This window comes from Streptomyces sp. JNUCC 63, from assembly GCF_054366325.1.
In genome coordinates this window covers 8,622,249-8,644,227 of the sequence record NZ_CM135963.1, presented here as the reverse complement: position 1 = coordinate 8,644,227, position 21,979 = coordinate 8,622,249, and the positions used below count along the sequence as shown (strand labels likewise).

Below are 21,979 nucleotides of genomic sequence, written 5' to 3'. Positions count from 1 at the left end.
GGCTGCGTAGGTGAGAACGAATCTCGCGAAACAACGCCAGGCAGCGGCAGGCCTGTCACGATGCCGCGCCGGAAGTCCCCTCACCCTGTTGTTCGGCTTCGTACCGCTTGCGGGCCTCGTTCACGGCGCGCTGCCGGCTGCGGGGGACACCGTCGTGCTCACGGGCGGGCTGCGCGGCCAGTCCGCGGCTGTGCCCGCCGGCCTTGCGCAGCGCCTTGAGCACGACCGCGACGGCCCGCTCCCGCTGCTCCCGGCCCGGACCGCCCCGGTTCGCCCCCAGCCCATCCCCGGGCCGGCGCCCCGCGGCTTCCAACCGGCCGGTGCCGGCGTCCTGTTGCCAGGCGGCTCGGAAGGATTCGACGGCCTGCTGGGCGAAGTAGTTGATGTGGCCGATGGTGCAGACGACTTCCGGATGTCGCCGGTCTTCCGGCTGCCGCTGGGCGTATCAGCGGGCCGCCGTCGCCGACGCACCCGGCAACTGATGGGCGAAGCCGCCTGCCGGGGGCTGGCGGCTCCTGGCTCACGAGGGCCCTTGTCGACCTCGCCGCCCACGACCGCATCGCCGGCTTTCTGCCGCCCGAAGTCTTCGCCCGCGTGGTGAGCTGCCCCGAGTTTCGTAGAGTCCGGCGATCTTGTTTCAGGCGGAGTGCGGGGTGGCTTCCCGTTGTCGCCACCAGTCGCGTTCGTACTCGGCGGGCGGTACGTAGCCGAGGGCGGAGTGGAGCCGTTCCTCGTTGTACCACGTGACCCACTGGAAGATCGCCCGCTCGACCTGGTCGACGTCCTTCCAGGGGCCCTGCATCTCGATCAGCTCGGCCTTGAAGGTGCCGTTCAGGGCCTCGGCCATCGCGTTGTCATAGCTGTCCGCGACCGAGCCGACCGAGGCCGAAGCCCCGATGTCGGACAGCTTCTCGGTGTACCGAATGGATACGTATTGCGACCCGCGGATGCTCTCCTGTGTGTCAACCTCCTGGGATCGGCCCATTGCCGGGAGCGCCCGAGCCTGAAGGATGCCGGGCCGGGCTGGGCTGTCAAGGGCGCCTGCGGCGTCGCTGCGCGATGGGCTTCGCCCACCCTGGACAGCACCGGCCTCCGGCCCGGGAGGGGCTGGCTATCGGGCGGTCCGGTAGGTGCGGCGTCCGGTGGTGGCCCGCCGACTGGCGTCCTGTTTGATCAGGTAGTACGCCTCGCGGGCGGTGTACCGCTTGAGACAGCGGATGATCTCCATCTTCGACTTTCCCCCGGCCGTCCGGCGCTCCACGTACTTGCGCGTCCGGTCGTCGACGCGCATGCGGGTGACCACGGCCAGGTGCAGGGCGGAGTTCGCCTGCCGGTCACCGCCGCGGTTGAGCCGGTGGCGCTGGTGCAGGCCCGAGGAGGCCGGCAGCGGGGCCACTCCGCAGAGCTTGGCGAAGCGGGCCTCGCTGCTGCAGCGGTCGGGGTTGTCGCCCGCAGTGACCAGCAGTTGGGCGGTGTTCTCGATGCCGAACCCGACCGCCGCCAGCAGGCCGGGAGCGAGCTCGCGGACCAGCGGGGCGACCATCTCGTCCAGGTCGGCGACCTCGTCGTCGAGTTCGAGGTAGCGCCGGGCCAGGGATTTCAGCGCGATCCGGGTGGCGGCGACCGGATCGCGGAAGGCACTCTCGTCCGGCCGCCAGGCCGCGCAGGTGCGGATCAGCTGCATCCGGGTCAGGTTGCGGACCTGGTCGCGCAGTTCCTCGGGGGCGGAGACGATCTGGCAGCGCAGCATCTGCAGGGCGACGCGGCGGGACTTGACCGCCGTGCTGCGGGCCACCCGCAGCACCCGCAGCGACTCGACCATGCCGGTGCGGGTCTTGGGAGTGACCGTGCGCCGTTCGGCCAGGGCCGCGTGGGCGGCGTTCTCCGCGTCGAGGGTGTCGTCCTTGCCCCGGCGACGGCGGTCCGAGCGGTCGGGCCGGTCGACCTCGAGGACCTGGACGCCGGCCTGGTCCAGGTGGCGCAGGAGCCCGGCGCCGTAGGAGCCGGTGCCCTCCACCCCGATGCGCCGCACGTCCCCGAAGGTGCGCATCCAGGCGAGCAGGGCCCGGTAGCCGGCCCGGGTGGTGGAGAAGGAGGCGGTGCCCAGGACGCGGTCGTCGGTGTCGACGACCGCGCCGACGTGCAGGTCCTTGTGGGTGTCGACGCCCCCGATGACGAGAGGGGACGTGAGTGGGATGCTGGCCATGTCGGCCTCCGAACGGTTGTGTCCGACTGGTTCCGGGGTCGGCACGGGCTCGTCGAAGGCGGCGGACACGACAGTGATGGGACGCCTCTGGCCAGGCTCTCCTCAGGTCACGGCCGTCGGCGAGGCGGGTGCCTCGCCGGGATGCCCCGGGCCACCGACAGATCCGAGGAAGGACAGCGCGGTCGGTCGGAGTGCGGGTCAGGAGGCCGCGGGGCATCCCGGCACCGGTATCCTCGCGCGTCCGTCGCTGTGCGGGCCAGGAAGCCCGGGGACATCCAGCACTCCACATACTCACTGTCGCTGTGGTGAACGAGACCGGAGTCCTTCTTGATCCTCCGTCTCCACAGCGCCATCTCCAGGGCGTCCAGCGGGAGTTCGGTGCGCATGTGGTGCGCGACCTGCCAGCCGACGATCGTCCGGGAGAACACGTCCAGGACGAACGCCACATACACCCAGCCCGACCAGGTACGGACATACGTCATGTCCGCCACCCAGAGCTGGTCGGGCCGGGACGCGGTGAAGTCCCGGTCGACCAGGTCCGGCGGGCGGGGCGCCGACGGTTCGGGGATGGTGGTCCGACGCCGCTGCCCGCGGATGACGCCCTCCAGGCCCAGCTCGGCCATCAGCCGCTCGACGGTGCAGCGGGCCACGACGACGCCCTCGCGCCGCAGCGCGCGGGTGATCCGGCGGGCGCCATAGGTGCCGCCGGATTCGGTGTGGACCCGTTCGATCAGCGGCATGAGCTGCTCGTCGCGGAGCCGGCGGGCCGACTTCGGCCGCTTCTTGCGGGCGAAGTACGTCGACGGCGACAGTGTCAATCCCCTCGTGCGGAGACATCTTCCGCAAGGCGGACGAGGCCAACCTGCCGCAGTAAGCACGGAGATTGTCACTCCGGTCCGTTGGCGCCAGCAATACAACGCGGCCTGACGGACGATCTAGTGCTCAGACTGCCGCCTGCGACCAGCGTGAGCGACCCGAGAACCGGTCACACCAGCCCTTTGATCTGTGTCTTCAAGTTGGCGGAGGCTCTATCCGGTGCGCACCACCGCACCGGTGGTGCGTCACCGGTGCAGAGCCACCACGGAACCCACCACCGCACGGGCCCGCTCCACCTGCTCATCGCGCAACACCTGCAGAGCCCGGACGACGTCCGTCGGCGCGTCGGCGAGGACCTGGCCGACGAAGTGTGCGATGGTGCGGGCGATCCCCGGCGCGGCAGCCGCGGGAGCGTGCATGGCCCCCTCCCTGATCGCCATCAGGTAGATGACGCCGACCTCGTCCAGGACGAAGGAGTCGGCGCAAGGGTCGGTGTCGTCGGACAACGCGGTCACGGGGAAAACGACCAGTTCCGCGATGCCCGGCAGCAGCCCCGGCAGCTGCTCCACCTCGGGCGCGAGCCGCGCGGCCTGGGCATCGTCTCAGGTCTCCACCGCCAGGACGTAGTCGAAGCCCAGCTGGACCAGATGCGGGGGCAGCGAGGGAACGATAGGGGACATGGGCAGCTCCTGACGTACGGTCGCCGTGCCGATCACGACGACGTCCCCGGCAGTGTCCGCCCGCCGGCCTGTGGATAGAGGCGGGAGAGCTCTCCCTCCCCGCCCGGACGTGACGAATCGGGCTGCAAGGGCCAAACCCGGCCCCCTTGTCCACCATGGTCGGCCCTACCACGAGCCCGACCATGACCCCTTGTCCAGGCCGGCCACACCCCGACCACCGCCGCGTTTCTCCTAGACCACGCTCGCTACCGGCGGCCGTCAGACCGCGGACAAGGGGGTCCCGTGCACGCTGCTCCCTCGATCACCGCCCACCGAAGGGCGGCCCGAAGCGAAGGAGCCACCGCGATGACCACGAATCGACCACCAGCAGGCGCCCGCCGCGCTGACACCGAGATCCTGACGGCGGTCGGGGAACTCGACCGGGACGCCGCCCCTGACGTCATCGCGGCCCGGCTCGGCGACGGACTCGCGCCCGCCCTGCACACGATGGCGAAGGCCCTGCGCGTGCAGGCCGGCGCCCTGGGGGTGCCCGCGGCGGCGGTGGACGACTTCGGCGGGTTTGAGGGGCAGTACGAGCAGATCGAGAAGGTCGCGGCCCACCACGGCAACCACCGCTCGTGATCGTGTTACGAGCTCATACGAGGAAGGGGACGATTTCAATGAAAGCCATTGTGGTAACCGACCAGGCCGCGGGAACGGCCGGGATGACGCTGACGGAGCGGCCTGAGCCGCCCACAGCGATCAACGACGTCATCGTTCAGATTCATGCATCGGGCTTCGTCCCGACAGAGATGGAGTGGCCATCGACCTGGACCGATCGCGCCGGCCGTGACAAGACACCGTCGATCCCCGGCCACGAGCTGGCCGGAGTGGTCACCGCCCTCGGCTACGGCACGACGGGGCTGTCGGTCGGGCAGCGGGTGTTCGGCCTCGCCGACTGGCACCGCGACGGCACCCTCGCGGAGTACGTGGCGATTGAGGCACGCAACCTCGCACCGCTGCCCGGCGACGTCGACTTCACGGTAGGTGCGTCCCTGCCCATCTCGGGTCTGACCGCGTGGCAGGGGCTGTTCCAGCACGGCCGCCTTCAGGCCGGCCAGACCGTCCTCGCCCATGGCGCAGCCGGAGCAGTCGGGACGATGGTGACCCAGCTCGCACGTGAGGCCGGCGCTTACGTCATCGGCACTGGACGCGCCGCCGACCGTGAGAAGGCGCTCGACTTCGGCGCGCATGAGTTCGTCGACCTCGAGAACGACGCGCTGAAAGACGTCGGGGGCGTCCATCTGGTCTTCGATGTCATCGGCGGCGACGTCCAGAGGAGCTCTGCGGCTCTGACCAAGACCGGCGGGACGCTGGTGTCGGTCGTGGGCCCGGTCGAGGCCCGCCCCGCTGATGGCCTGGCGATCGATTTCGTTGTCGAGGCCGATCGCACCCAGCTGGGTGAGGTCGTGCAGCGAGTCCGGGACGGGCGGCTGCGTACGAACATCGGAACCACCGCGTCCCTCGACAACGCGGTTGCAACCCTCAACTCAACCGAGCGACGCAAGGGGAAGACAGTCATTCGTGTACGCCCGTAGGGAGTGATGGCCACACTCTGAGCAGCTCCGGAGGCGCTTGTACGCCCATGAGGTCCGAGATCAGCGCGCCCCAGTCGCCGCCCTGAGCGACGAACCGCCGCTATCCGAGGCGCTTCATCAGCTCGGTCCAGGCACGTGCGATGCGCTCGGGCCCCCAGCCGGTCGTGGTCGGCTTGGGAACCGCGCGATCCGACCGTGTCGGCTACGTGGTCGTGCGCTCCTGCTCGACCTGGGCACGGAACGCGGCCTCCTCCTTGCCCACCGCCGCGGCTCCGTCGAGTACGGCGTCGATGTCGGGTTCGGGGATCACCACCGCGCCGGAGTCGTCGGCGAAGACGTACTGCCCCGGGTGCACGCCCACCCCCGCGACCACGACCGGCACGTTCGCCTGGTACGGCGTGATCACATCGCCGCCCCATCGCACGGCCTCCGCGGAACAGTAGGCCGCGAAGGGGTGGGACTGCAGCTGGGCGAAGTCACGCAGCCGTGCGTCGGTGAGCACACCGGCCAGGCCGTAGCGCGTCAGGAGGGAAAGCTTGGTGCCGCCGCCGATGGAGACGTCGCGGTGGCCGTTGCTGGCCAGCACCAGCACCTTCCCCCGGCCACTGTCGGGTTCGACGCCCACCGCCTGCCGGAGCAGAGCGCCGAACGTGTGCGTCTCGGGGTCCATCATCACCGAACAGGAGGGGAAGAAGGAGATCGTGACCGCCGGGCCGAACAGGACCCGGCCCGGTGTCGGAGTGACGAGGTCGTGAATGTGCGCGCGGTGCCGATGGATTCGTCCCAGGGCGTCGACGATGTCCGCGCACGCCAGCGACCGGGCCGCCCGAGCGCGCCGCTTGGCCGCCGCCTCTCGCTCGTCGCCCGGCGAGGCGGGGGTCACGGCAGCTCCAGCATCCGGATCGACATCAGGGTGAGCTGGAGCCGGCGTGGCCGGTCGACGAGTAGCACCTCGCACGCCGAGCACGCCGGACAGCGCACCACCATGCCGGGGCAGCGCAGATAGACCCTGGTCTCGGCGACGCGGTGCCGATCCCCGCACTCGGCGCACTGCAGGACGATCGTGGTCGCGTCCCGGCCCAGGGCCAGTGACATCGCCCCGGCGACGGCGTTGCCGTCCACATAGCCGTCCTCCGGGGGCACCGAGAGGAGGTCTTCCTCTGCGTTCACTGCGGGCCTCCTATCCGAACCTCTCGGTCCTCAACGAGTCGGCGTCCAAGCCGGCGCCGATCAGTCCGCGGGCGGCTTCCTCGACGAAGACGGTCGGGCCGCATACGTAAGCCCGCAGCCGCGGTTCGCGAACACCACCGGGACGAAGCAGCGCGCTCAGCTGCTCGGCTCTCAGCCGGCCGTGCTCGAACCCCGCCGCCCGTTCCCGGGTCAGATGGACGGTGCTCTCCGGCCCGTCGGGACCGCGCAGCTCGTCGGCGAAGATGACCCGGTCCGCGGTGCGCGCGGAGTACACCAGTCGCACCGGTGTGCCGTGAGCGCGGGCGGCCCGCCAGATGGCGCGCATCGGCGCGATGCCGGAGCCGCCGGCGACCAGGAGCAGCGGTACGTCGTCGCCGGGCCGCCATACGAAGTAGCCCCCCACCGGTCCCATGATCTCCAGGGCGTCACCGTCGGTGGCGACGTCGACCAGGTACGGAGACACCTCGCCGTCGTCCACGCGTTCCACGGTGATCTGCGGGGCCTCCCCGGGCGCGGAGGACAGCGAGAAGCTGCGGGTGGCCTGGTACCCGTCCTCGGCGGTGAGCCGGACGTCGATGTGCTGGCCGGCGACATGCCCCGGCCAGCCGGCGACGGCGAGCCGGATGGTGCGCGCCGAGGCGCTCTCACGCGCCGTACCGGCGACGGTGGCGGCTCGCCAGCCGTGAACGGGTCGCACGTGCGGTGGCATGGCTGAACGGTCAGTCACCGTAGTAGCGCTGTTCGAGGAACGGGTCACCGCGGTGGTGGTAGCCGGCGTTCTCCCAGAACCCCAGCTCGTCCTCGGGCATCACCCGGATCCCGCGCAACCACTTGGCGGACTTCCACAGATACAGGTGCGGCACCAGCAGCCGGACCGGCCCGCCATGTTCGGCGGGGATCGGACCGCCCTCGTAGCCCACCGCGACCATCGCGTCGCGGTCCACCAGGTCCTCCACCGGGACGTTCGTGGTGTAGCCGCCGTACGAGGACACCAGCGCGTAGGGCTCGTCGGCCACCCCGGCGTCCTCCAGCACGGCCGACACCGGAACGCCCTGCCAGGTCGTCCCCAGCTTGGACCAGTGCGTGACGCAGTGAATGTCGGTCGTCAGGTCCACCACGCCCAGATCGTGCAGCGACGCCCACGCGTAGGTCTTCTCCGTGATCCCGTCCGTGACCACCAGCTCCCACGCGCGGGCCGGTACGTGCTGGGTCGGGCCCGCCGTGAGGACCGGGAAGTCACTGGTGACGAACTGCCCCGGTGGGACCGGGCCTTCCGTGCGTCGAGGACGTCCCGTGAATCCGCGCGTGACCATCTGTCGCTCACCACCCATCGTATCGACAGTGTAACCAACCGTGAGCGCTCTCGCCTGCGCCGCGATGAGTGGCCCAGATGCCTCCCCCGCCATCCCGCTGCAGCCGCAGCCGGGGGACAGCGACCGGTCCGCGCGGGACGGGATGCGTGCAGGCTCTTCGCGCGTGCAAGGTGGATACGTCGGCGGATGGGACCGCTTCGTCAGTAGTGGCATCACCATCGTCTGCGAACAGAGACTGCCATGCGGAGAATGCGAATCGCCGTTGCCGGCGCGACCGGGAACATCGGGTCCCTCACAGTGGCCGCTCTGGAACGGGCCGGACACGACGTCGTGCGCATCAGCCGCTCGCTCGGCGTGGACCTGCGTACCGGCGACGGCCTGGACGCCGCCCTGACCGGTGTGGAGGCCGTCATCGACGCCACGAGCCACGAGGCGGCCGACCGGGACGAGACCGTGGCGTTCTTCGGCACCACCACGCGGAACCTGCTCGCCGCCGAGGAGCGGGCCGGAGTCCGTCACCACGTGCTGCTCTCGATCGTCGGGGTGGATCGAGCAACGACACTGAGCCGAACGGGTGACGGGCCAAGGCGTTCGACAACCCAAGATCATCCCGTGGCGGGTTTATGCCGTATCTATCTGTCCCCATACGACCAGCTCCCCGTCCAGGGCCGTCGCATCGGGGAGCTGCTCAGCGCCGGAGCGCAGCTCGGGGAAGAAGGGTTCGAGATCGGTGCCCTTGCGGGAGCGCAGTACCAGGCGGTGAGCATCCCACGACAGAAGTACCCGCCAGCCGTCGACCTTGATTTCGTAGGCCCACGACGGGCCTGTCGGCAGCTGCGGGCCACTCCACCCCATCAGCCTGCGCCTTCGGCACACCGGCCGCCCGCTGGCGTACTCCCGCGCTGCCAGCAGGCGGCCCGGGCGGCATGGCTGCTGCGGTACAGCCGAGCTGCCGCACGGCGCGAGTTCACAGGCGGGTGGCGAACCGCCCGTCGGGCAGTTTGCGCAGCCAGCCGCGGTCAACCAGCCTGACCAGCTTCCCGCGCAACGGCTCCAGCTTGGCCCGCACGCTGACGTCCACCCCCCAGCCTCTCGCCGACCTGCCGGGCCATGACCGGCCCGGCCGCCTGCCGCACGACGGCGAGGATGCGCTGGTAGTCCGGCGGAAGCATGGTCTCCTCCACGTCCGGCGCGCGGTGCGGGATCAGCATCACAGCCCGTCCACCCACCTGCCCGGGCGCCGGCGCGGCCGAGACGCGCTCGTCGGCGATCTGCTCGCTCACCCGCTCAAGGACACGTTCGGCGACGGCGAGTTCGTCCAGCTCCGCCCGTATTTCCGCCAGCTGCTTGGCCAGCTGTTCCTCAAGTTCGTCCAGTTCCGCGCGCCGCGCGGTGATCCGTTCCAGCAGCTCGGGATCCATGCACCGGATCGTAGAAGGCGGCCCGGCCGCAGTGAGCAGGAACTGGCGAACCGACCGCCCCGCCAGACGATCTACTCTGCGGACTGCCGTCCGCGACCAGCGTGAGCGACCCAAGAGCGGGTCACACCAGCCCTTTGACCTGCGTCTTCAAGTTGGCGGAGGCTCACTGCGAGAGCGAGCAGCACTGCCGCCTCACCTTACGAGAAAGCCAGGCGGCCCACAGGAGATTCGCCTGTCGCAACCACAACGCTGTTACTCAGGTTGAACTCGTGGAGTCCGATGGTCTGGTCGCGTCGTGGTCCATGATCAGGCCAGTCGGCGGGAGGCAGCCGTCGATCAGGTGGGGCCGGTACTGGATCTTCTTCAGCTTTCGCTTGATCACGCGGGTCAGGTGGGCCAGGTCGGCCGCGGCGAAGTCGGCCAGGTGCCGCTTGAGCAGCGACCAGACCCCCTCGACCGGGTTGATGTCGGGCGTATAGGTGGGCAGTTGGACGCGCATTCGTACCCGTGTCCCGTTGCGCACGCCCCGGCAGAGGCAGGCTGGTCCTGCTGCGCAACAGCCACTGACTGCGCATCTGTGGCCGCGGCTGCGCAATCATGGCGGACTGAACAAGCGTGCACGGGGCGGTGGCTGCACACTCGGTGCGTACCAGCTGCGCAACGCGCTGGCGTGGTGTGGTCGGGCCTGTGGTTGGGGCCATGGTCGGGGTGGTGCGCAGCCGTTGCACAGTGGTGCGCAGTGGCTGCGCGGGGTGTCTACAGGGTTTGGGGCTGGCTCCAACTGACTGTGCTGCCGGGGTCCCGGACAGGGCGCCACATGGGTTCGGATGTGACGCCGACCGGTAGTTGGCCATCGCCCCGTTTCGACTGCCCAGGACAGGCCCAGGCGCCTGTCGGAGGCTCAGCTGCTCGTCTTGGTTCGGTGACCCGCGTCACATCCGGCTCCTGTCAGCAATCGGGGCACCGTCTCGTTCAAGGGGCACGCGAACGAGACAGGAGCAACGCCATGAAGCACCGCATCGTCGTACTCGGCGCCGGATACGCCGGGGCCTTCGCCGCCGGAAACCTGGCCCGCCGGCTCTCCCCCGCCGACACCGAGATCACCGTCGTCAACGCCGTGCCCGACTTCGTTGAGCGGATGCGGCTCCACCAGCTCGCGATCGGCCAGGACCTCGCGTTCCGCAAGCTCGCCGACGTATTCGCGGGCACCGGGGTGCGGCTGCGCCTGGCGCGCGTCACCGGCGTCGACCCCGAGCGCAGGGCTGTCGCCGTGACCGGCGAGGACGGCGACGGCGAGCTCGCGTACGACACGCTTCTCTACGCGCTCGGCAGTTCCGTAGCCCACCATGGCGTCCCGGGCGTGGCCGAGTACGCCTTCGATGTGACCGGCCGGTCCTCGGCGCTGCGTCTGCGCGAGCGCCTGGCCGGCCTGGGCGAGGGCGGCACCGTGCTGGTCGTCGGTGAGGGGCTGACCGGCATCGAGACCGCCACTGAGTTCGCCGAGTCCCGGCCCGACCTCTCGGTCGCGCTCGCCGCCCGCGGCGAGCTGGGCGCCTGGCTCTCCCCGAAGGCCCGCCGTCACCTGGGCCAGGCCTTCGCCCGGCTCGGCATCACCGTCCACGGGCACACCGCCGTCGAAGCAGTCGAGCCGGCACGGGCGATCGCCGCCGACGGTAGGTCCATCCCGGCCGACGTGACCGTGTGGTCGGCCGGGTTCGCCGTGCACCCCATCGCGGCCGCCAGCGGCCTGGAGGTCGCCGAGACCGGCCAGATCGTCGTCGACCGCACCATGCGCTCGGTCTCGCACCCGGACGTCTACGCCGCCGGTGACTGCGCCTATGCGATCGGCGAGAACGGCCGGCCGCTGCCGATGTCCTGCGCCTCGGCCGGCTTCACCAACATGCAGGCGACGGCCGCGATCATCGCGCGCCTGACGGGCAGCAAGGTCCCAACCACCGGGCTGAAGTACCACGGCAACCACATCAGCCTCGGTCGGCGGGACGCGATCTTCCAGATGGTGGACGGGGACGCCCGGTCGAAGTCCTGGTACCTGGGCGGCCGGACCGCCGCGCGGCTCAAGTCGGGCGTGCTCAAGGGGGCCGGGTGGGGCATCGCCCACCCGACCTTCGGCATGCCGAAGCGCAGGCGCCGCCTGGCCACCGCGCCCGACCGGGCCGGTGTGAGGGTGGCCGCATAGGGTGTTCCGCATGGACAGCGCAGCCGTCGACCGGTTCGAGGCCAGCCGTGGCCGGCTGGCCTCGCTCGCCTACCGGCTGCTCGGCTCGGCCGCCGACGCCGAGGACGCGGTGCAGGACACGTTCCTGCGCTGGCAGGCCGCAGACCGCGAACGGGTCGAGGTGCCGGAAGCGTGGCTGACCAAGGTCGTCACGAATCTCTGCCTCGACCGGCTGCGCTCGGCGCAGGCGCGCCACGAGCGAGCGGCCGGTGCCTGGCTGCCCGAGCCGCTCCTCGAGGGCGACCCGATGCTCGGCCCGGCCGACACGTTCGAGCAGCGCGAATCGGTGTCCTTGGCCGTACTGACCCTCATGGAGCGCCTCTCGCCGGTCGAGCGGGCCGTCTACGTCCTGCGTGAGGCCTTCTCGTACAGCCACGCCGAGATCGCCGGGATCCTCGACATCACCGAGTCCGCGAGCCAGCAGCATGTCCACCGGGCCCGGATCCGGGTCGCCGCCGAGCGCCGCCGCGGCGGCGAGGGCGACCCCGTGTCCGCGCGCCGGGTCGTCGAGGAGTTCCTCGCCGCCGCCACGTCAGGGCGCACCGAACGGCTGGTGGCGCTGCTCACCGACGACGTGACGGCGGTCTCGGACGGCGCCGGACTGGGCAAGCGGCTGCTGCGGTACAAGACGCGCGAGCGGGTCGCCTCCTACGTGCGGGCCGGCTTCAAGCCCACGCCGGCGAAGCGGCGACTGGCCGGCGGCTCGCCCGCGATGCATATCGCGCTGGTCAACGGCTCCCCGGCCGTCCTCGCCGTGGTCGACGACCGGGTCGTGGGCGCCGTGGCGTTCGAAGTCAGCGACGGCAAGGTCGCGTCCCTGCGCGGCATCGCCGCCGCGGACCGGCTCGCGCGCCTCAACGAGGCCTGGCGGCAGCACGAACCCGACGCGCCGGTCATCACCGCATGGTGACCAAAGCCACCGGAATCCAGTGACCTGAGTCGGAGCGAGGACGGCACCCCTTCGGCCCCCTCGCTGCACAGCACGGGGGCCGAAGCACGTCTGCACAGATCCAGAAGGGCGGCACCAGTCAACTACTCGGCCGTAAACGACCGAGCTTGTTGGCTCGGTTCGATGCGGCTTTGCTTATGCTCCCGACTGTCCCCTACGACAGGACGGTCACGGGTCACATCTACCGGTCCCCGCGTTGTGCGGGGACCGGATCGGGCATGTTGACGAATACCCACGCCGTGGCCCCGCGCTTGGCGATGTTGGCCCCGGCGACGTGGTCGGCCGGCCCAGCGAGGCCGCACCGACGACAGGAGAAGCGGTCCCGGGCGGGCCGGTTGGCTCGCTCGGTGTGGCCGCAGCGCGGGCAGCGCTGCGAGGTGTAGGCCGGGTCCACCTCGACGAACGGCACTCCGGCGCGTTTGGCCTTGTAGGCGATGAAGGCGCCGAGCTGGTGGAACGGCCAGGAGGACTGGCGTGCTCGCTGGTCGCGGGGAACCGTGACCCGCTCGCGGATGCCCCTCAGTTCTTCGAGGGCGATGCCGCGCTCGGTGCGTTGGGCGACAGCAACGACAGTCTTGGAGATCTTGTGGTTGATGTGGGTGGCGTGCCGGGATTCACGGCGGGCACGCTTCTTCAGGAGCTGCTTGGCGCTGTGGGTCTGCCTGGCCTGGAGTTCGGCCTTCTTGCGGGCCTGCCAGCGCCGGTAGCGGTTCAGGCGGCGGCCGGTGTGGTTGTCCCCGTCGGAAGTGGTGGCGAGGTTGGTGATGCCCCGGTCCACCCCGAGGAAGCCCTTCGGCTCGAACACCTCGGGTTCGGGAATGTCGAGGGTGGCGACCAGGAACAGCTTGCCGTCCCGCGCCATCAGGTCGGACTCACCCTTACGGTGCTCGGTGAGCTGCTTGAGCACGGCGGGAGAGCAGGCGAAGCGGACGTTCTTGATCCGGCCGTCCAGGGCCCAGATGCTCACGGTCTGCGCGTCGTAGTTCCACGACAGGCAGCGGTCGTCGTAGGTGTGGGCCGCGTCCGGGCGGAAGGTGACCGGCTTGGACTCGGCCTTGCGGCGGCGCTTGGATCCCTCGGGTCCGAGGTTCCCGGCCTTGATGCCCGCTCGCAGCGCGGTATATGAGTCGGCGACCCGTTTGATGATGTGCTGCGCGGCCTGCGCGCCGAATCCACGGGCCTTCAGCCCGGCGTAGCACAGCTTGCGCAGCTCCCGAACGGAGCCCTTGAGTCCGAAGCGGCCGAACGACACGGACGAGACCCAGTTCGCGGCCTCGTTCGCCGCGTGCAGGGTCCGTTCAACCGCCGGAGCCTGCACGGCCTCCGGGGTGAGTTTGACCTGCACGATCATCTTCACACACACGACCATATCATTGATCTATGTCACCACGATGGGACCCAAACCCCGACGTGCGCAGGGGGAGAAGCGTTGTTCACACCCTGCACGCGCACTTGGTCTTCACCCCGAAGTACCGGCGCGGCGTCTTCACCGACGTCATCCTCACCAGGTGTGAAGAGGTCATGCGGAAGGTCTGCGAGGACTTCGGCGCGGAACTGCGGGAGTTCAACGGCGAAACCGACCACGTCCACCTGCTCGTGCACTACCCGCCGTCCGTTGCCCTCTCCCGGCTCGTCGGCAGCCTCAAAGGTGTCTCCGCCCGCCGCCTGCGCCAGGAATTCCCCGACCACCTCCGCACGTACCTGTGGGGCGAGCACTTCTGGTCACCTTCCTACTTCGCCGGCTCCTGCGGTGGGGCACCACTGGCCGTGGTCAAGGAGTACATCGAGAACCAGAAGCGCCCGGACTGAACCCCGCCCCGTCGTGGGAGCATTCCGAAGCGATGCGGCGGCGCTCCGCGCCGCCCTGAGGTGTACTTCTGCTGCCAGGGCCTGATGGGTGACTCGCAGGCGAAGGTCGATCTGTACGCCGCGATCCGTAGGGATCACGACGCCGGGGTGGCGCAGCGCGGGCTGCAGCGCACGCACAACGTGACGGGGCGGACGGTGCGCCGGGCGCTGGATGCCCCGCCCCAGTCCGCCCCACCGGTGAACCCCTGCTGACACGCCGGCGACCGGTGTGCAAAGCTGCCGGTCGCAAGGGAGGGGGTGCGGCGGTGGGGCGGGAGCGTACGGCCGGCGGGCGACGGCGGCACGGCACGATCGGCGCCGCACAGGCCGCGTTGACGGTACTGGTCGTGGGCGGAGCCGCCCTGGGAGCACTGCTTCTGCACCCCAGCACGGGCCTGTTCGCCAAGGGCCGCGGGCCGCTCAGCGGCAACCCTGTCCTCGTGGTCGGCCTCGCCCTGCTGTCACTCCTCGGCGGCATCGCACTGCGCGAGAAGTACCTGGAGCAGGTCGGCGTCGGCAAGGAACTCAACCCGGTGGAACAGCGGTTGGTGGACAGCGTAAGCCGCGTCCTACTGGCCGCACCGCTGGTCCTCCCGCTGCTCATCCTGGTCCTGCACCAGTTCGGTTCGTCCGGCAGCAGCCACGGGGACGGCCACGGGCCCTTCCGGTCTCCCCCCGCGCGGCAGGACCCGGTGCGCACCCCGCCACCCACACAGCATGCCGAGCACAGTGACCACAGCATGCACTTCGGGCTGACGCGCATCCTGCTCGGTCTCGGCGTCGCCCTGCTCGCCGTGGCCGTCGTGCTCGCCGGGCTGCACCTGTGGCGGTATCTGACCCGGCCGCCGGCGCCCGAGGCTCCGGCGACGTACGCGACGCTCGACGACGAGCAGGAACGCCTGGCCCAGGCCGTGGACTCCGGGCGCCGCGCCCTGCTGGACGGAACCGACACCCGCGCAGCCGTCATCGCCTGTTATGTCGCCATGGAGGAGTCGCTCGCCGACTCCGGTGTGGCCCGGCGCGCCTCGGACAGCCCGCAGGACCTGCTGGAGCGGGCCGTCGCCGGCGGCCTGCCCGCGAGGGCGGCCGCCGCCGAGCTCACCGCCCTGTTCCGCGAGGCCCGTTACTCCACGCACCCGATGGACGGCGGCCACCGCGACCGGGCCGCGGCCGCGCTCGCCGAGATAGCTCACGGCCTGCGCGCGCGGGCGCGTGGGCCCGAAGCCGTGGGCGATGCCACGTGAAGGCGCTCACACGGACCCGGACCTTCGTCAACTCCGTGCTGCAGGCGCCCGGTTCGGTACGGCACTCGCTGGCCGTACTGGGCACCGTCGCCGTCGCGGCCGAAGTGCTACTCGTCCTGGCCGACGGTGCCGCCGCGGCCGCCACCGGTCTCGCCCTCATCACCGCTGTTGCGCTGGCCCTGGGGCGCTATGTCGCGGGCGGTGCCGCCCAGGACAGCGGACACCGCAAGCCGGTGCGTCTGCTGGGCAGGCGGGCCCCGGCGCTTGGTGGGTGGCAGCGCATCGTGGCCAACACTCTCGCGGACGACAGCGAAGTGCACCTGCGCACCGTCATGCGGCCGCAGTTGCAGCGGCTGTTCGCCGCACGGCTGGCCGAACGGCACGGCGTGGCGATGTACCGGAACCCGCAGCGGGCCCGGGCGCTGGTCGGCGCTGAGCTGTGGCCGTGGATCGATCCCGAGGCGACCGCTCCGCAGCCCACTCTCCCCGAGCCCGTCCTGCGCTCCCTGCTCGACCGCCTGGAAGCCCTGTGACCGGTGGTGCTGCGGCCGACCCCGCAGCCCGCACACCCGACCCCGCCCCGTGAGGATCCGATCGTGACCAGCCCGCAGCCCACCCCGGACCAAGACATCCTGACCCCTCGGCAGGCGGGCGAACGGGCCGCGGCCGTGCTCGACGAGATCCGCACGGCCGTGGTCGGCAAGGCGGAACCGCTGGCGCTGGTGATGCTCGGCATCCTCGCCGGCGGCCACGTCCTCATCGAGGACCTGCCGGGACTCGGGAAGACGCTGCTGGCCCGCTCCTTCGCCACCACCCTCGGCCTGGACTTTTGCCGCATCCAGTTCACCCCCGACCTGCTGCCCTCCGACGTCACCGGCGCTCCGTTCTACGACCAGCGGACCGCCGACATGGTCTTCCGGCCCGGACCGGTCTTCACCCACCTGCTGCTCGCCGACGAGATCAACCGCACCCCGCCCAAGACCCAGGCCGCGCTGCTGGAGGCGATGGCCGAGTCCCAGGTGTCCATCGACGGAAGCACCCGGCCGCTGCCGGAGCCGTTCGTGGTCGTCGCCACCGCCAACCCCATCGAATATGAGGGCACGTACACCCTGCCCGAGGCCCAGCTCGACCGGTTCCTGCTGCGGGTGCGGATGGGCTATCTGACGGCGTCCCAGGAGACCGGCATGCTGCGCGCGCGTGTCGATCGGGCGGCGCCCGAGGCTGTGCTGCGCACGCTCAGCGGGCCGGGCGAGGTGCTGGCCATGCGGGCCGCCGTCGAACGCGTCGAGGTGGACGACGACCTGCTGGATTACGTCGTCGCGTTGGTCGGCGCCACCCGGGCCCACCCGCACATCCAGGTCGGTGCCTCTCCGCGCGGCGGCCTGGCCCTGGTGCAGCTCGCCCGTGCCCGTGCCGTCCTGGACCTGCGGGACTACGTGACCCCGGAGGACGTCAAGTCCGTGGCGGTGCCGGCCCTCGCGCACCGCGTCACCCTCAAGCCGGAGCTGTGGGTCCGGCAGATCGACGGCGACGACGTGATCCGCGAGATCATGCAGTCCGTGCCCGCCCCGCAGACCCTGCCGCGCACTCCGATCGTGTCATGACGGAGCCAGTGCCGGCCCGCAGAGCGGCCGCCGCCGCCCAACGGGCCCTGGACGGCCGCCAGGACGTGACCGCCGAACCCCCGCCGCCGCCCCCGCCCGGCTGGCGCACCGGTGAACGCGCACTGCGGCTGGGTACGTTGGCTGTTGTCGCGCTGGCCGCCGCGCTGGTCACCGGGCGCCCCTGGGTGCTTGCTTTCGCCACCGCGCCCCTGGTGCTGCTCGCCCTCGCTCTGCCGAGCGGGCCGCGCCCGGACGCGGTGACGGCCGAGGCCGAGGTGGAGCCGCGGCGGTGCTTTGAGGGCGAGCAGGTGACGGTGCGGATCGCGGTGGCCTACGACGGTGAGACCGGCCGCCTGGACCCCGGTGTCACCCTCGGTCACGGGGTCCAGCTCGACCACCTCGCGGTCGGCCCGCACCGCGTCGATCTCGTCCTGACCGCGCAGCGCTGGGGCCGCTGGACGCTCGGCACGGTCGACGTCGACGTCTACGACCGCGGCGGGCTGGCCCGGCGCACCGTGCGGGCCGAACTCGGAGAGATCGCCGTCTTCCCGGTGCCCGAACACGCCGGCCTCACGCCCATCCCGGTCCGGCTGCCGCAACGGCTCGGCGAGCACACCGCCGTGCAGCGCGGCGAGGGCGTCGAGGTCACCGGCGTGCACCCGTATGTGCGCGGCGAACGGCAGCGCCGGATCCACTGGCCGGCCACCACCCGCCGCGGCACCCTGCAGGTCCACCAGTTCGCCGCGGAGCGCACCGCCGACACCGTGGTGCTGCTGGACGTGCTTACCGACGTGGTCGACCCGGTCACCGGCGCGTCCTCGCTCGACGAGACCTTCCGGACTGCTGCCGGGCTGGTCCGCGCCTACCTGCGCACCCACGACCGGGTCGGCGTCGTGTCGGTCGGTGGCGCAACCCGCTGGCTGCAACCGGGCAGCGGCCAGGGGTACTTCTACCGCATCGTCGAGAGTGTGCTGGAGGTCCGCAAGGACCGCGCGTACCGCACGGCGGGCCTCAGCCTGCTCCCACCTCCCGCATTGCCCGAAGGAGCGCTGGTGTACGTCGTCACGCCGCTGACTGACCAGCGGATTTTCGACGTCCTGCACCAGGTGCGCAAACGGGCCAACCCGATGGTCGTGGTCGAGATCCCCACCGGCGACCCGGTCGTGGAACCCGGCGACACCGAGGGCGAACTCGCGCTGCGGCTGTGGCGGGCCGACCGCGACGCCATGCGCTTCGCCCTCGTGGAACGCGGCATCGCGGTCGTCGCCCACCGGCCCGGCGAGACCCTCGACCTCGCCCTTGCGCCGCTGCTGCGCACCCGCATCCACGGGGGGACCCGATGACCACCGCCCCCGCCCGCATCGCCCGGCCAGGCCCGCGCTCCGCCGGCAGCCGAGCCGCTCGGCTCATCGCACGTCTCACCTCCCGCATCACCGATCGACTGCTCGGAACGGCCCTCGCCGTCGCCGCCTGCGACCCGCCGGCCGCCCTGCACGCACCGCTGCCGGTCAGGGTGCTGGTGCTCGGGGCGGCGGCGGCCGCGTGGTGGGCCGCTCCGATGGTCGACGCGCGCCCCGTCCTGACCTCCATGCGCTGGCGGACCGTCGCGGCCCGCCGCAGGACGACCGTGCTGCCGGCCGCGGCGATCACGGTCGCGGCGGCCACCGGCCCCGCACTCTGGCTGGTCGTCTGCATCGCCGCACTGCTGCTCGCCTACCTGCTCGTCACCGACGCGTGGACAGCCGGTGTCACCGCCCCGCCCGGCCAGCCGCAGGCGACACCCGCACTGGCGGCCGCCGCCGCGACCGCGGTGGTCCTGCTTGCCGCCCAGGCGCCGGTCGCGGGCACCTCATGGGCACGGCTGCCCGTCGCACTCGCCATCGCCGCGACCGCGGTTTGCCTGGTACTGGCGCTGCGCACCCGTCGCCGCCCGCCCGGCTGACCGCCGCACCGGACCGACTGCGGCACCGGACCGACCTGGAGCGGTTCAGCGATGCCGTCGATCCCGACTCAACACCACGCGTCCCATCTGCCTGGGTTCCGCGTAATTCCGCGGCCTGGAGACGCGAATCTGGGGTGTGACCTGGGCGAACATGGGTGAGAGCACCTGGGAGGCGTTTCTCTAGTGCTGCGTTCCTCTTTCGGAGCGTAGGTTGGTAGGGATGCTGGTTCGAGTCTGGAGGCGAGCCGCATGCCGAAGATCCTGCGCGCGCGTCCGGCTGCGGATGCGGCCGAGGAGGAGAAGATCCGCAAGCTGGCCGGGGCTCGTCATGCCCCGGGTGACTGGATCCAGCGGGGTCGGGTGGTGGTCTTGAGCTGGGAGGGGCTGCGGGTCCCGGAGATCGCCGGGGAGCTGGGCTGCCATGAGCAGACGGTGCGCCGATGGCTGCACCGCTTCAACGCCTCCGGCCTGGACGGTCTGGCCGATCTGGGCGGGCAGGGCCGCAAGCGGCGGATCACCGAGGCCGAGCGCTCCCGGATCATCGCGCTGGTCAGGGAGCCGCCGCCCGGGCGCCCGGTCCCCGGGGCCGACGGCGCCTTGGAGGCCGCCGACGAGGGCGGGGCGCCGGTGTGGACGCTGGACGCGCTGGCCGAGGCGGCCCGGGCCGAGGGCATCGAGGTCCGGCGCAGTCAGGTGCGCCGGATCCTGCTGGCCGAAGGCGTGCGCTGGCGCCGTGCCCGGTCCTGGGCGCGGAGCAGGGATCCCGACTTCGCGGGGAAAGGGCGCGGATCGTCGCGCTCTACACCAGCCCGCCCGAGGGCGTGACGGTCCTGTGCGCCGACGAGCTCGGCCCGGTGATTCCGCGCGCCTTCCCGCCGGCGCCGGGCTGGTCGCCGGACGGGCACCGGGTCAAGAGTGAACTGGACTACGGCCGGGGGCCGGAGAAGACCTGGGTCTACGGCGCCCTGCGGCCGGCGGACGGCCGGGAGGTCACGATGACCGTCTCTTCCCGAAACAGCGTCAACTACCAGCGGTTCCTGCAGACGGTGGAGGACGCCAACCCGACGGGCGAGATCGTGGTGGTCACCGACAACCTCTCCTCCCACAACAGCCTGGCCACCCGGACCTGGTTGGAGGACCACCCCCGCATCCGGCACGCCTTCATCCCGGTCGACACCTGCTGGCTGAACCTGCAGGAGGGGTGGTGGCGGATCTTCCGCAAGACCGCTCTGGCGGGCCAGTCCTTCGCCGACCCCGCCGAGATCGACCGGTCCACGACACTGGCCACCACCCAGCTCAACTCCCGTGCCAGACCCTGGATCTGGGGACGCCCCGCACCACCGACCCGCACACTGCGTCGCCGTTTTGTTTACCATCTTTGAGGAACGCAGCACTAGGTGCTGATGTTCACGCAGGTCAGCGGGCTTCCTGAGACGGTCGGCGGAGGTGGCAGTCCGACCGCCAAGTTCGATCTACACGATAGAGGCCCGGGGCTCCGCTCGGCATACGTGTGGCGTTTTGCGCCGTTTTACGGTCCTTTGGTAGGGCGGGTTGCTGGGGGCATTGTCGGTCGACCAGCATGGTCTGGCGCTTTGCTGACCTGCGCGTTTCTCTATGCCTAGAGAAACGCGCCACCGATGCGCTCCCACCTGTTTTCGCAGGTCACCGGCCTGTTCAAGCCTCTAGGCGTGACGAATTACGCGGAACGCAGGCTTGACGGTGGGCGCGGTCGGGGGCCGTCCCGGGCGGCGGCGCTCGGTGAATGCCCACTTCCGAAAGACCAGGCGTCGGTGCCGGGCCGGCCACGTGGCCGGCGTGACCGCGAAGACCTGACGCCGGCGCTCCCGCGGGACCGGCCGGGAAAGGACGGTCGGCCAGATCCGGTCGGCGCACTCATGGCGGACCCGAGTGATCCGGCGGCGCAGCACCGCGTTCTCGTGCCGCAGCGCCGGCACCTCCGCGTCCTTGGCCACCCGGCTGCGCAGCACGGCGGCGGGCACCCTGATCAGATTCCGGACCGGTGCGGTGACGATCGACAGCGGCATCGAAGGATCATCCCAGGCGCCGTGGAGGCCGTTGCCCCACACGGAGAAGCTGCAGGCCAAACCCAGAATCGTATTTCCGAGCGGGATAGGGAGGATGTCAATGAGTGGTTGCGGAGCAGATGTCATCGAACCGCGTTGTCAATGTCGTCGACAGGCTGTCGTTGGCCGGGGGAGTGCCGTCCGGCCGACAACATTCCCCAACCGTTCTACCAACGGTAGAATTGACTGTATGAGTAAGCCGACGAGCATCAAGACCAGCGAGGAAGTGCGCAACCGGCTGCGTATCCTCGCCGACGAGCGCGGTACCACCATCACCGAGCTGCTGGAAGAGCTCGCTTCCCGCGAGCTCACGGAAGCCGAGCGGGAGCAGCGTGCCATCGAGGCTGCCCATGAGCTCGGCATCGAGTACACCGAGCACGTTCAGCAGGTTGGTCTGGATGCCTGGGCGAAGATCCGCGCCCATCAGGGCGGCGCCGCCGCATGAATCTGACGGCCGTCCTGGACCACACCGCCCTGGCTGCCCTGTACCGTGCGGACCCCTTCTTCACCGGTCTCTACATCGAGGCCTCGCGCGGCACCGGCCGCGTCATCATCCCGTCACTGTCCGTCCTCGCTGCCGAGCGGCAGGTCGTGGGCGCGGGCAAGCACGCGGCATCCCTGCGGTTCGCGGAGAACGTTCCGTTCACCGCAGACCACGCGGTGGATGCAATGGACTGGAGAAACGTGGACTGGCCGGTGGCTCACGCGGCTGCGATCGCCTGGCACGCGATGAAGGCAGGGGAGCCGCTCACGGTCCTGTCACTAGAACCCGAGCTATACGCGGGCACCGGCATCACTCCGCTGAACCCCAGATAAGTCACGCACCCGGCGAGAGTGAGGCCGATTCCACGGGAACCGGCTCCGCCTC

The 21,979-nt window shown here is 70.8% G+C and carries 28 protein-coding genes and 2 pseudogenes; 16 read left to right on the top strand and 14 right to left on the bottom strand.

Annotated elements, in window-relative coordinates:
- Window positions 1–55: 55 nt before the first annotated feature.
- From ACX25U_RS40525 to ACX25U_RS40505, 5 genes are all read right to left on the bottom strand, one after another.
- Window positions 56–313 carry a hypothetical protein gene (locus ACX25U_RS40525; protein ID WP_454387564.1) on the bottom strand — a complete coding sequence of 86 codons (258 nt, stop codon included), beginning with the start codon at window positions 311–313 and terminating at the stop codon, window positions 56–58.
- Window positions 314–637: 324 nt separating this feature from the next.
- Window positions 638–985, bottom strand: coding sequence for a transposase (locus ACX25U_RS40520; RefSeq protein ID WP_454387562.1), 348 nt, complete (start codon window positions 983–985; stop codon window positions 638–640).
- A gap of 126 nt (window positions 986–1,111) precedes the next feature.
- A complete protein-coding gene (locus ACX25U_RS40515) occupies window positions 1,112–2,206 on the bottom strand; it encodes an IS110 family RNA-guided transposase (RefSeq protein WP_454386658.1) in 1,095 nt (364 codons plus the stop codon).
- A gap of 107 nt (window positions 2,207–2,313) precedes the next feature.
- Window positions 2,314–3,024, bottom strand: a complete 711-nt coding sequence (locus tag ACX25U_RS40510) for an IS3 family transposase (RefSeq protein WP_454387560.1) — start codon at window positions 3,022–3,024, stop codon at window positions 2,314–2,316.
- 243 nt (window positions 3,025–3,267) lie between these two features.
- The gene (locus tag ACX25U_RS40505; protein WP_454387558.1) at window positions 3,268–3,591 is read right to left on the bottom strand and encodes a hypothetical protein; all 324 of its coding nucleotides are present in this window, start codon (window positions 3,589–3,591) and stop codon (window positions 3,268–3,270) included.
- A gap of 456 nt (window positions 3,592–4,047) precedes the next feature.
- Between ACX25U_RS40505 and ACX25U_RS40500 the strand changes: the two genes are divergently transcribed.
- A complete protein-coding gene (locus tag ACX25U_RS40500; protein ID WP_454387556.1) occupies window positions 4,048–4,323 on the top strand; it encodes a hypothetical protein in 276 nt (91 codons plus the stop codon).
- 38 nt (window positions 4,324–4,361) lie between these two features.
- Window positions 4,362–5,279 carry an NADP-dependent oxidoreductase gene (locus ACX25U_RS40495; protein WP_454387554.1) on the top strand — a complete coding sequence of 306 codons (918 nt, stop codon included), beginning with the start codon at window positions 4,362–4,364 and terminating at the stop codon, window positions 5,277–5,279.
- A gap of 202 nt (window positions 5,280–5,481) precedes the next feature.
- On the opposite strand, the gene ACX25U_RS40490 is transcribed toward ACX25U_RS40495, so the two are convergent.
- From ACX25U_RS40490 to ACX25U_RS40475, 4 genes are read right to left on the bottom strand one after another with little or no spacing between them, the layout of a single operon-like run.
- Window positions 5,482–6,162 carry an RraA family protein gene (locus tag ACX25U_RS40490; protein WP_454387552.1) on the bottom strand — a complete coding sequence of 227 codons (681 nt, stop codon included), beginning with the start codon at window positions 6,160–6,162 and terminating at the stop codon, window positions 5,482–5,484.
- Complete coding sequence (locus ACX25U_RS40485) at window positions 6,159–6,449, bottom strand: DUF6510 family protein (RefSeq protein ID WP_081235550.1); 291 nt, start codon at window positions 6,447–6,449, stop codon at window positions 6,159–6,161. The genes ACX25U_RS40490 and ACX25U_RS40485 overlap by 4 nt, the downstream gene beginning before the upstream one ends.
- A 10-nt stretch (window positions 6,450–6,459) precedes the next feature.
- Entirely contained in the window at window positions 6,460–7,167 is a 708-nt protein-coding gene (locus tag ACX25U_RS40480) for an FAD-binding oxidoreductase (protein WP_454387550.1), read from the bottom strand.
- A 22-nt stretch (window positions 7,168–7,189) separates the two neighbouring features.
- The gene (locus tag ACX25U_RS40475; RefSeq protein ID WP_454387548.1) at window positions 7,190–7,801 is read right to left on the bottom strand and encodes a molybdopterin-dependent oxidoreductase; all 612 of its coding nucleotides are present in this window, start codon (window positions 7,799–7,801) and stop codon (window positions 7,190–7,192) included.
- 222 nt (window positions 7,802–8,023) lie between these two features.
- On the opposite strand from ACX25U_RS40475, the pseudogene ACX25U_RS40470 reads away from it, so the two are divergent.
- Window positions 8,024–8,326: pseudogene (locus ACX25U_RS40470) on the top strand (SDR family oxidoreductase); the annotation flags it as partial.
- 78 nt (window positions 8,327–8,404) lie between these two features.
- On the opposite strand, the gene ACX25U_RS40465 reads toward ACX25U_RS40470, so the two are convergent.
- The 3 genes and pseudogenes from ACX25U_RS40465 to ACX25U_RS40455 all read right to left on the bottom strand — a co-directional run.
- On the bottom strand, window positions 8,405–8,638 hold the full coding sequence (locus ACX25U_RS40465; protein WP_454394863.1) for an ATP-dependent DNA ligase: 234 nt from the start codon (window positions 8,636–8,638) through the stop codon (window positions 8,405–8,407).
- Between the two features lie 164 nt (window positions 8,639–8,802).
- Window positions 8,803–9,204 (bottom strand): hypothetical protein, encoded by a 402-nt coding sequence (locus tag ACX25U_RS40460; RefSeq protein ID WP_454387546.1) that lies wholly within the window; start codon window positions 9,202–9,204, stop codon window positions 8,803–8,805.
- Between the two features lie 256 nt (window positions 9,205–9,460).
- Window positions 9,461–9,694 (bottom strand): annotated as a pseudogene (locus tag ACX25U_RS40455) (IS630 family transposase); the annotation flags it as partial.
- Window positions 9,695–10,210: 516 nt separating this feature from the next.
- Between ACX25U_RS40455 and ACX25U_RS40450 the strand changes: the two are divergent.
- Window positions 10,211–11,401 carry an NAD(P)/FAD-dependent oxidoreductase gene (locus ACX25U_RS40450; RefSeq protein WP_454387544.1) on the top strand — a complete coding sequence of 397 codons (1,191 nt, stop codon included), beginning with the start codon at window positions 10,211–10,213 and terminating at the stop codon, window positions 11,399–11,401.
- A 10-nt stretch (window positions 11,402–11,411) separates the two neighbouring features.
- Window positions 11,412–12,350, top strand: coding sequence for a sigma-70 family RNA polymerase sigma factor (locus ACX25U_RS40445; protein WP_454387542.1), 939 nt, complete (start codon window positions 11,412–11,414; stop codon window positions 12,348–12,350).
- Between the two features lie 220 nt (window positions 12,351–12,570).
- Here the strand turns inward: ACX25U_RS40445 and ACX25U_RS40440 are convergent, their stop codons facing one another.
- Window positions 12,571–13,740, bottom strand: coding sequence for an RNA-guided endonuclease InsQ/TnpB family protein (locus tag ACX25U_RS40440; RefSeq protein WP_454394726.1), 1,170 nt, complete (start codon window positions 13,738–13,740; stop codon window positions 12,571–12,573).
- Window positions 13,741–13,769: 29 nt separating this feature from the next.
- Here ACX25U_RS40440 and tnpA point away from each other — a divergent pair, with 29 nt between their 5' ends.
- From tnpA to ACX25U_RS40395, 9 genes are all read left to right on the top strand, one after another.
- Window positions 13,770–14,198 carry an IS200/IS605 family transposase gene (gene tnpA / locus ACX25U_RS40435; protein WP_454387540.1) on the top strand — a complete coding sequence of 143 codons (429 nt, stop codon included), beginning with the start codon at window positions 13,770–13,772 and terminating at the stop codon, window positions 14,196–14,198.
- Window positions 14,199–14,282: 84 nt separating this feature from the next.
- Window positions 14,283–14,450, top strand: a complete 168-nt coding sequence (locus ACX25U_RS40430; protein ID WP_454387538.1) for a hypothetical protein — start codon at window positions 14,283–14,285, stop codon at window positions 14,448–14,450.
- Window positions 14,451–14,503: 53 nt separating this feature from the next.
- Window positions 14,504–15,481 carry a DUF4129 domain-containing protein gene (locus tag ACX25U_RS40425; protein ID WP_454387536.1) on the top strand — a complete coding sequence of 326 codons (978 nt, stop codon included), beginning with the start codon at window positions 14,504–14,506 and terminating at the stop codon, window positions 15,479–15,481.
- Window positions 15,478–16,014 carry a hypothetical protein gene (locus ACX25U_RS40420; protein WP_454387535.1) on the top strand — a complete coding sequence of 179 codons (537 nt, stop codon included), beginning with the start codon at window positions 15,478–15,480 and terminating at the stop codon, window positions 16,012–16,014. Before ACX25U_RS40425 ends, ACX25U_RS40420 begins: the two co-directional genes overlap by 4 nt.
- Window positions 16,015–16,077: 63 nt before the next feature.
- Window positions 16,078–17,085: an AAA family ATPase gene (locus tag ACX25U_RS40415; RefSeq protein ID WP_454387533.1), complete on the top strand. Its 1,008-nt coding sequence runs from the start codon at window positions 16,078–16,080 to the stop codon at window positions 17,083–17,085.
- The gene (locus ACX25U_RS40410) at window positions 17,082–18,428 is read left to right on the top strand and encodes a DUF58 domain-containing protein (RefSeq protein ID WP_454387531.1); all 1,347 of its coding nucleotides are present in this window, start codon (window positions 17,082–17,084) and stop codon (window positions 18,426–18,428) included. The genes ACX25U_RS40415 and ACX25U_RS40410 overlap by 4 nt, the downstream gene beginning before the upstream one ends.
- Entirely contained in the window at window positions 18,425–19,027 is a 603-nt protein-coding gene (locus ACX25U_RS40405) for a hypothetical protein (protein ID WP_454387530.1), read from the top strand. Before ACX25U_RS40410 ends, ACX25U_RS40405 begins: the two co-directional genes overlap by 4 nt.
- Window positions 19,028–19,276: 249 nt before the next feature.
- Window positions 19,277–19,852 carry a helix-turn-helix domain-containing protein gene (locus ACX25U_RS40400; protein ID WP_454387528.1) on the top strand — a complete coding sequence of 192 codons (576 nt, stop codon included), beginning with the start codon at window positions 19,277–19,279 and terminating at the stop codon, window positions 19,850–19,852.
- On the top strand, window positions 19,849–20,409 hold the full coding sequence (locus tag ACX25U_RS40395) for a transposase (RefSeq protein ID WP_454387526.1): 561 nt from the start codon (window positions 19,849–19,851) through the stop codon (window positions 20,407–20,409). Before ACX25U_RS40400 ends, ACX25U_RS40395 begins: the two co-directional genes overlap by 4 nt.
- 300 nt (window positions 20,410–20,709) lie before the next feature.
- Here the strand turns inward: ACX25U_RS40395 and ACX25U_RS40390 are convergent, their stop codons facing one another.
- Window positions 20,710–21,072, bottom strand: a complete 363-nt coding sequence (locus tag ACX25U_RS40390) for a hypothetical protein (protein WP_454387524.1) — start codon at window positions 21,070–21,072, stop codon at window positions 20,710–20,712.
- A gap of 229 nt (window positions 21,073–21,301) precedes the next feature.
- Between ACX25U_RS40390 and ACX25U_RS40385 the strand changes: the two genes are divergently transcribed.
- Together ACX25U_RS40385 and ACX25U_RS40380 are read left to right on the top strand one after the other, a co-directional pair.
- A complete protein-coding gene (locus ACX25U_RS40385) occupies window positions 21,302–21,556 on the top strand; it encodes a hypothetical protein (RefSeq protein ID WP_454387522.1) in 255 nt (84 codons plus the stop codon).
- Window positions 21,553–21,927 (top strand): PIN domain-containing protein, encoded by a 375-nt coding sequence (locus ACX25U_RS40380; protein WP_454387520.1) that lies wholly within the window; start codon window positions 21,553–21,555, stop codon window positions 21,925–21,927. Before ACX25U_RS40385 ends, ACX25U_RS40380 begins: the two co-directional genes overlap by 4 nt.
- The last annotated feature ends 52 nt before the right edge of the window (window positions 21,928–21,979 follow it).

Coding starts and splice junctions, on each gene's coding strand:
- ACX25U_RS40520 (WP_454387562.1), bottom strand. CDS start 985: ATGGGCCGATCCCAGGAGGTTGACACACAGGAGAGCATCCGCGGGTCG.
- ACX25U_RS40515 (WP_454386658.1), bottom strand. CDS start 2,206: ATGGCCAGCATCCCACTCACGTCCCCTCTCGTCATCGGGGGCGTCGAC.
- ACX25U_RS40500 (WP_454387556.1), top strand. CDS start 4,048: ATGACCACGAATCGACCACCAGCAGGCGCCCGCCGCGCTGACACCGAG.
- ACX25U_RS40495 (WP_454387554.1), top strand. CDS start 4,362: ATGAAAGCCATTGTGGTAACCGACCAGGCCGCGGGAACGGCCGGGATG.
- ACX25U_RS40475 (WP_454387548.1), bottom strand. CDS start 7,801: ATGGGTGGTGAGCGACAGATGGTCACGCGCGGATTCACGGGACGTCCT.
- ACX25U_RS40465 (WP_454394863.1), bottom strand. CDS start 8,638: ATGGGGTGGAGTGGCCCGCAGCTGCCGACAGGCCCGTCGTGGGCCTAC.
- ACX25U_RS40460 (WP_454387546.1), bottom strand. CDS start 9,204: ATGGATCCCGAGCTGCTGGAACGGATCACCGCGCGGCGCGCGGAACTG.
- ACX25U_RS40450 (WP_454387544.1), top strand. CDS start 10,211: ATGAAGCACCGCATCGTCGTACTCGGCGCCGGATACGCCGGGGCCTTC.
- ACX25U_RS40445 (WP_454387542.1), top strand. CDS start 11,412: ATGGACAGCGCAGCCGTCGACCGGTTCGAGGCCAGCCGTGGCCGGCTG.
- ACX25U_RS40440 (WP_454394726.1), bottom strand. CDS start 13,740: ATGATCGTGCAGGTCAAACTCACCCCGGAGGCCGTGCAGGCTCCGGCG.
- tnpA (WP_454387540.1), top strand. CDS start 13,770: ATGTCACCACGATGGGACCCAAACCCCGACGTGCGCAGGGGGAGAAGC.
- ACX25U_RS40430 (WP_454387538.1), top strand. CDS start 14,283: ATGGGTGACTCGCAGGCGAAGGTCGATCTGTACGCCGCGATCCGTAGG.
- ACX25U_RS40410 (WP_454387531.1), top strand. CDS start 17,082: ATGACGGAGCCAGTGCCGGCCCGCAGAGCGGCCGCCGCCGCCCAACGG.
- ACX25U_RS40405 (WP_454387530.1), top strand. CDS start 18,425: ATGACCACCGCCCCCGCCCGCATCGCCCGGCCAGGCCCGCGCTCCGCC.
- ACX25U_RS40400 (WP_454387528.1), top strand. CDS start 19,277: ATGCCGAAGATCCTGCGCGCGCGTCCGGCTGCGGATGCGGCCGAGGAG.
- ACX25U_RS40390 (WP_454387524.1), bottom strand. CDS start 21,072: ATGCCGCTGTCGATCGTCACCGCACCGGTCCGGAATCTGATCAGGGTG.
- ACX25U_RS40385 (WP_454387522.1), top strand. CDS start 21,302: ATGAGTAAGCCGACGAGCATCAAGACCAGCGAGGAAGTGCGCAACCGG.
- ACX25U_RS40380 (WP_454387520.1), top strand. CDS start 21,553: ATGAATCTGACGGCCGTCCTGGACCACACCGCCCTGGCTGCCCTGTAC.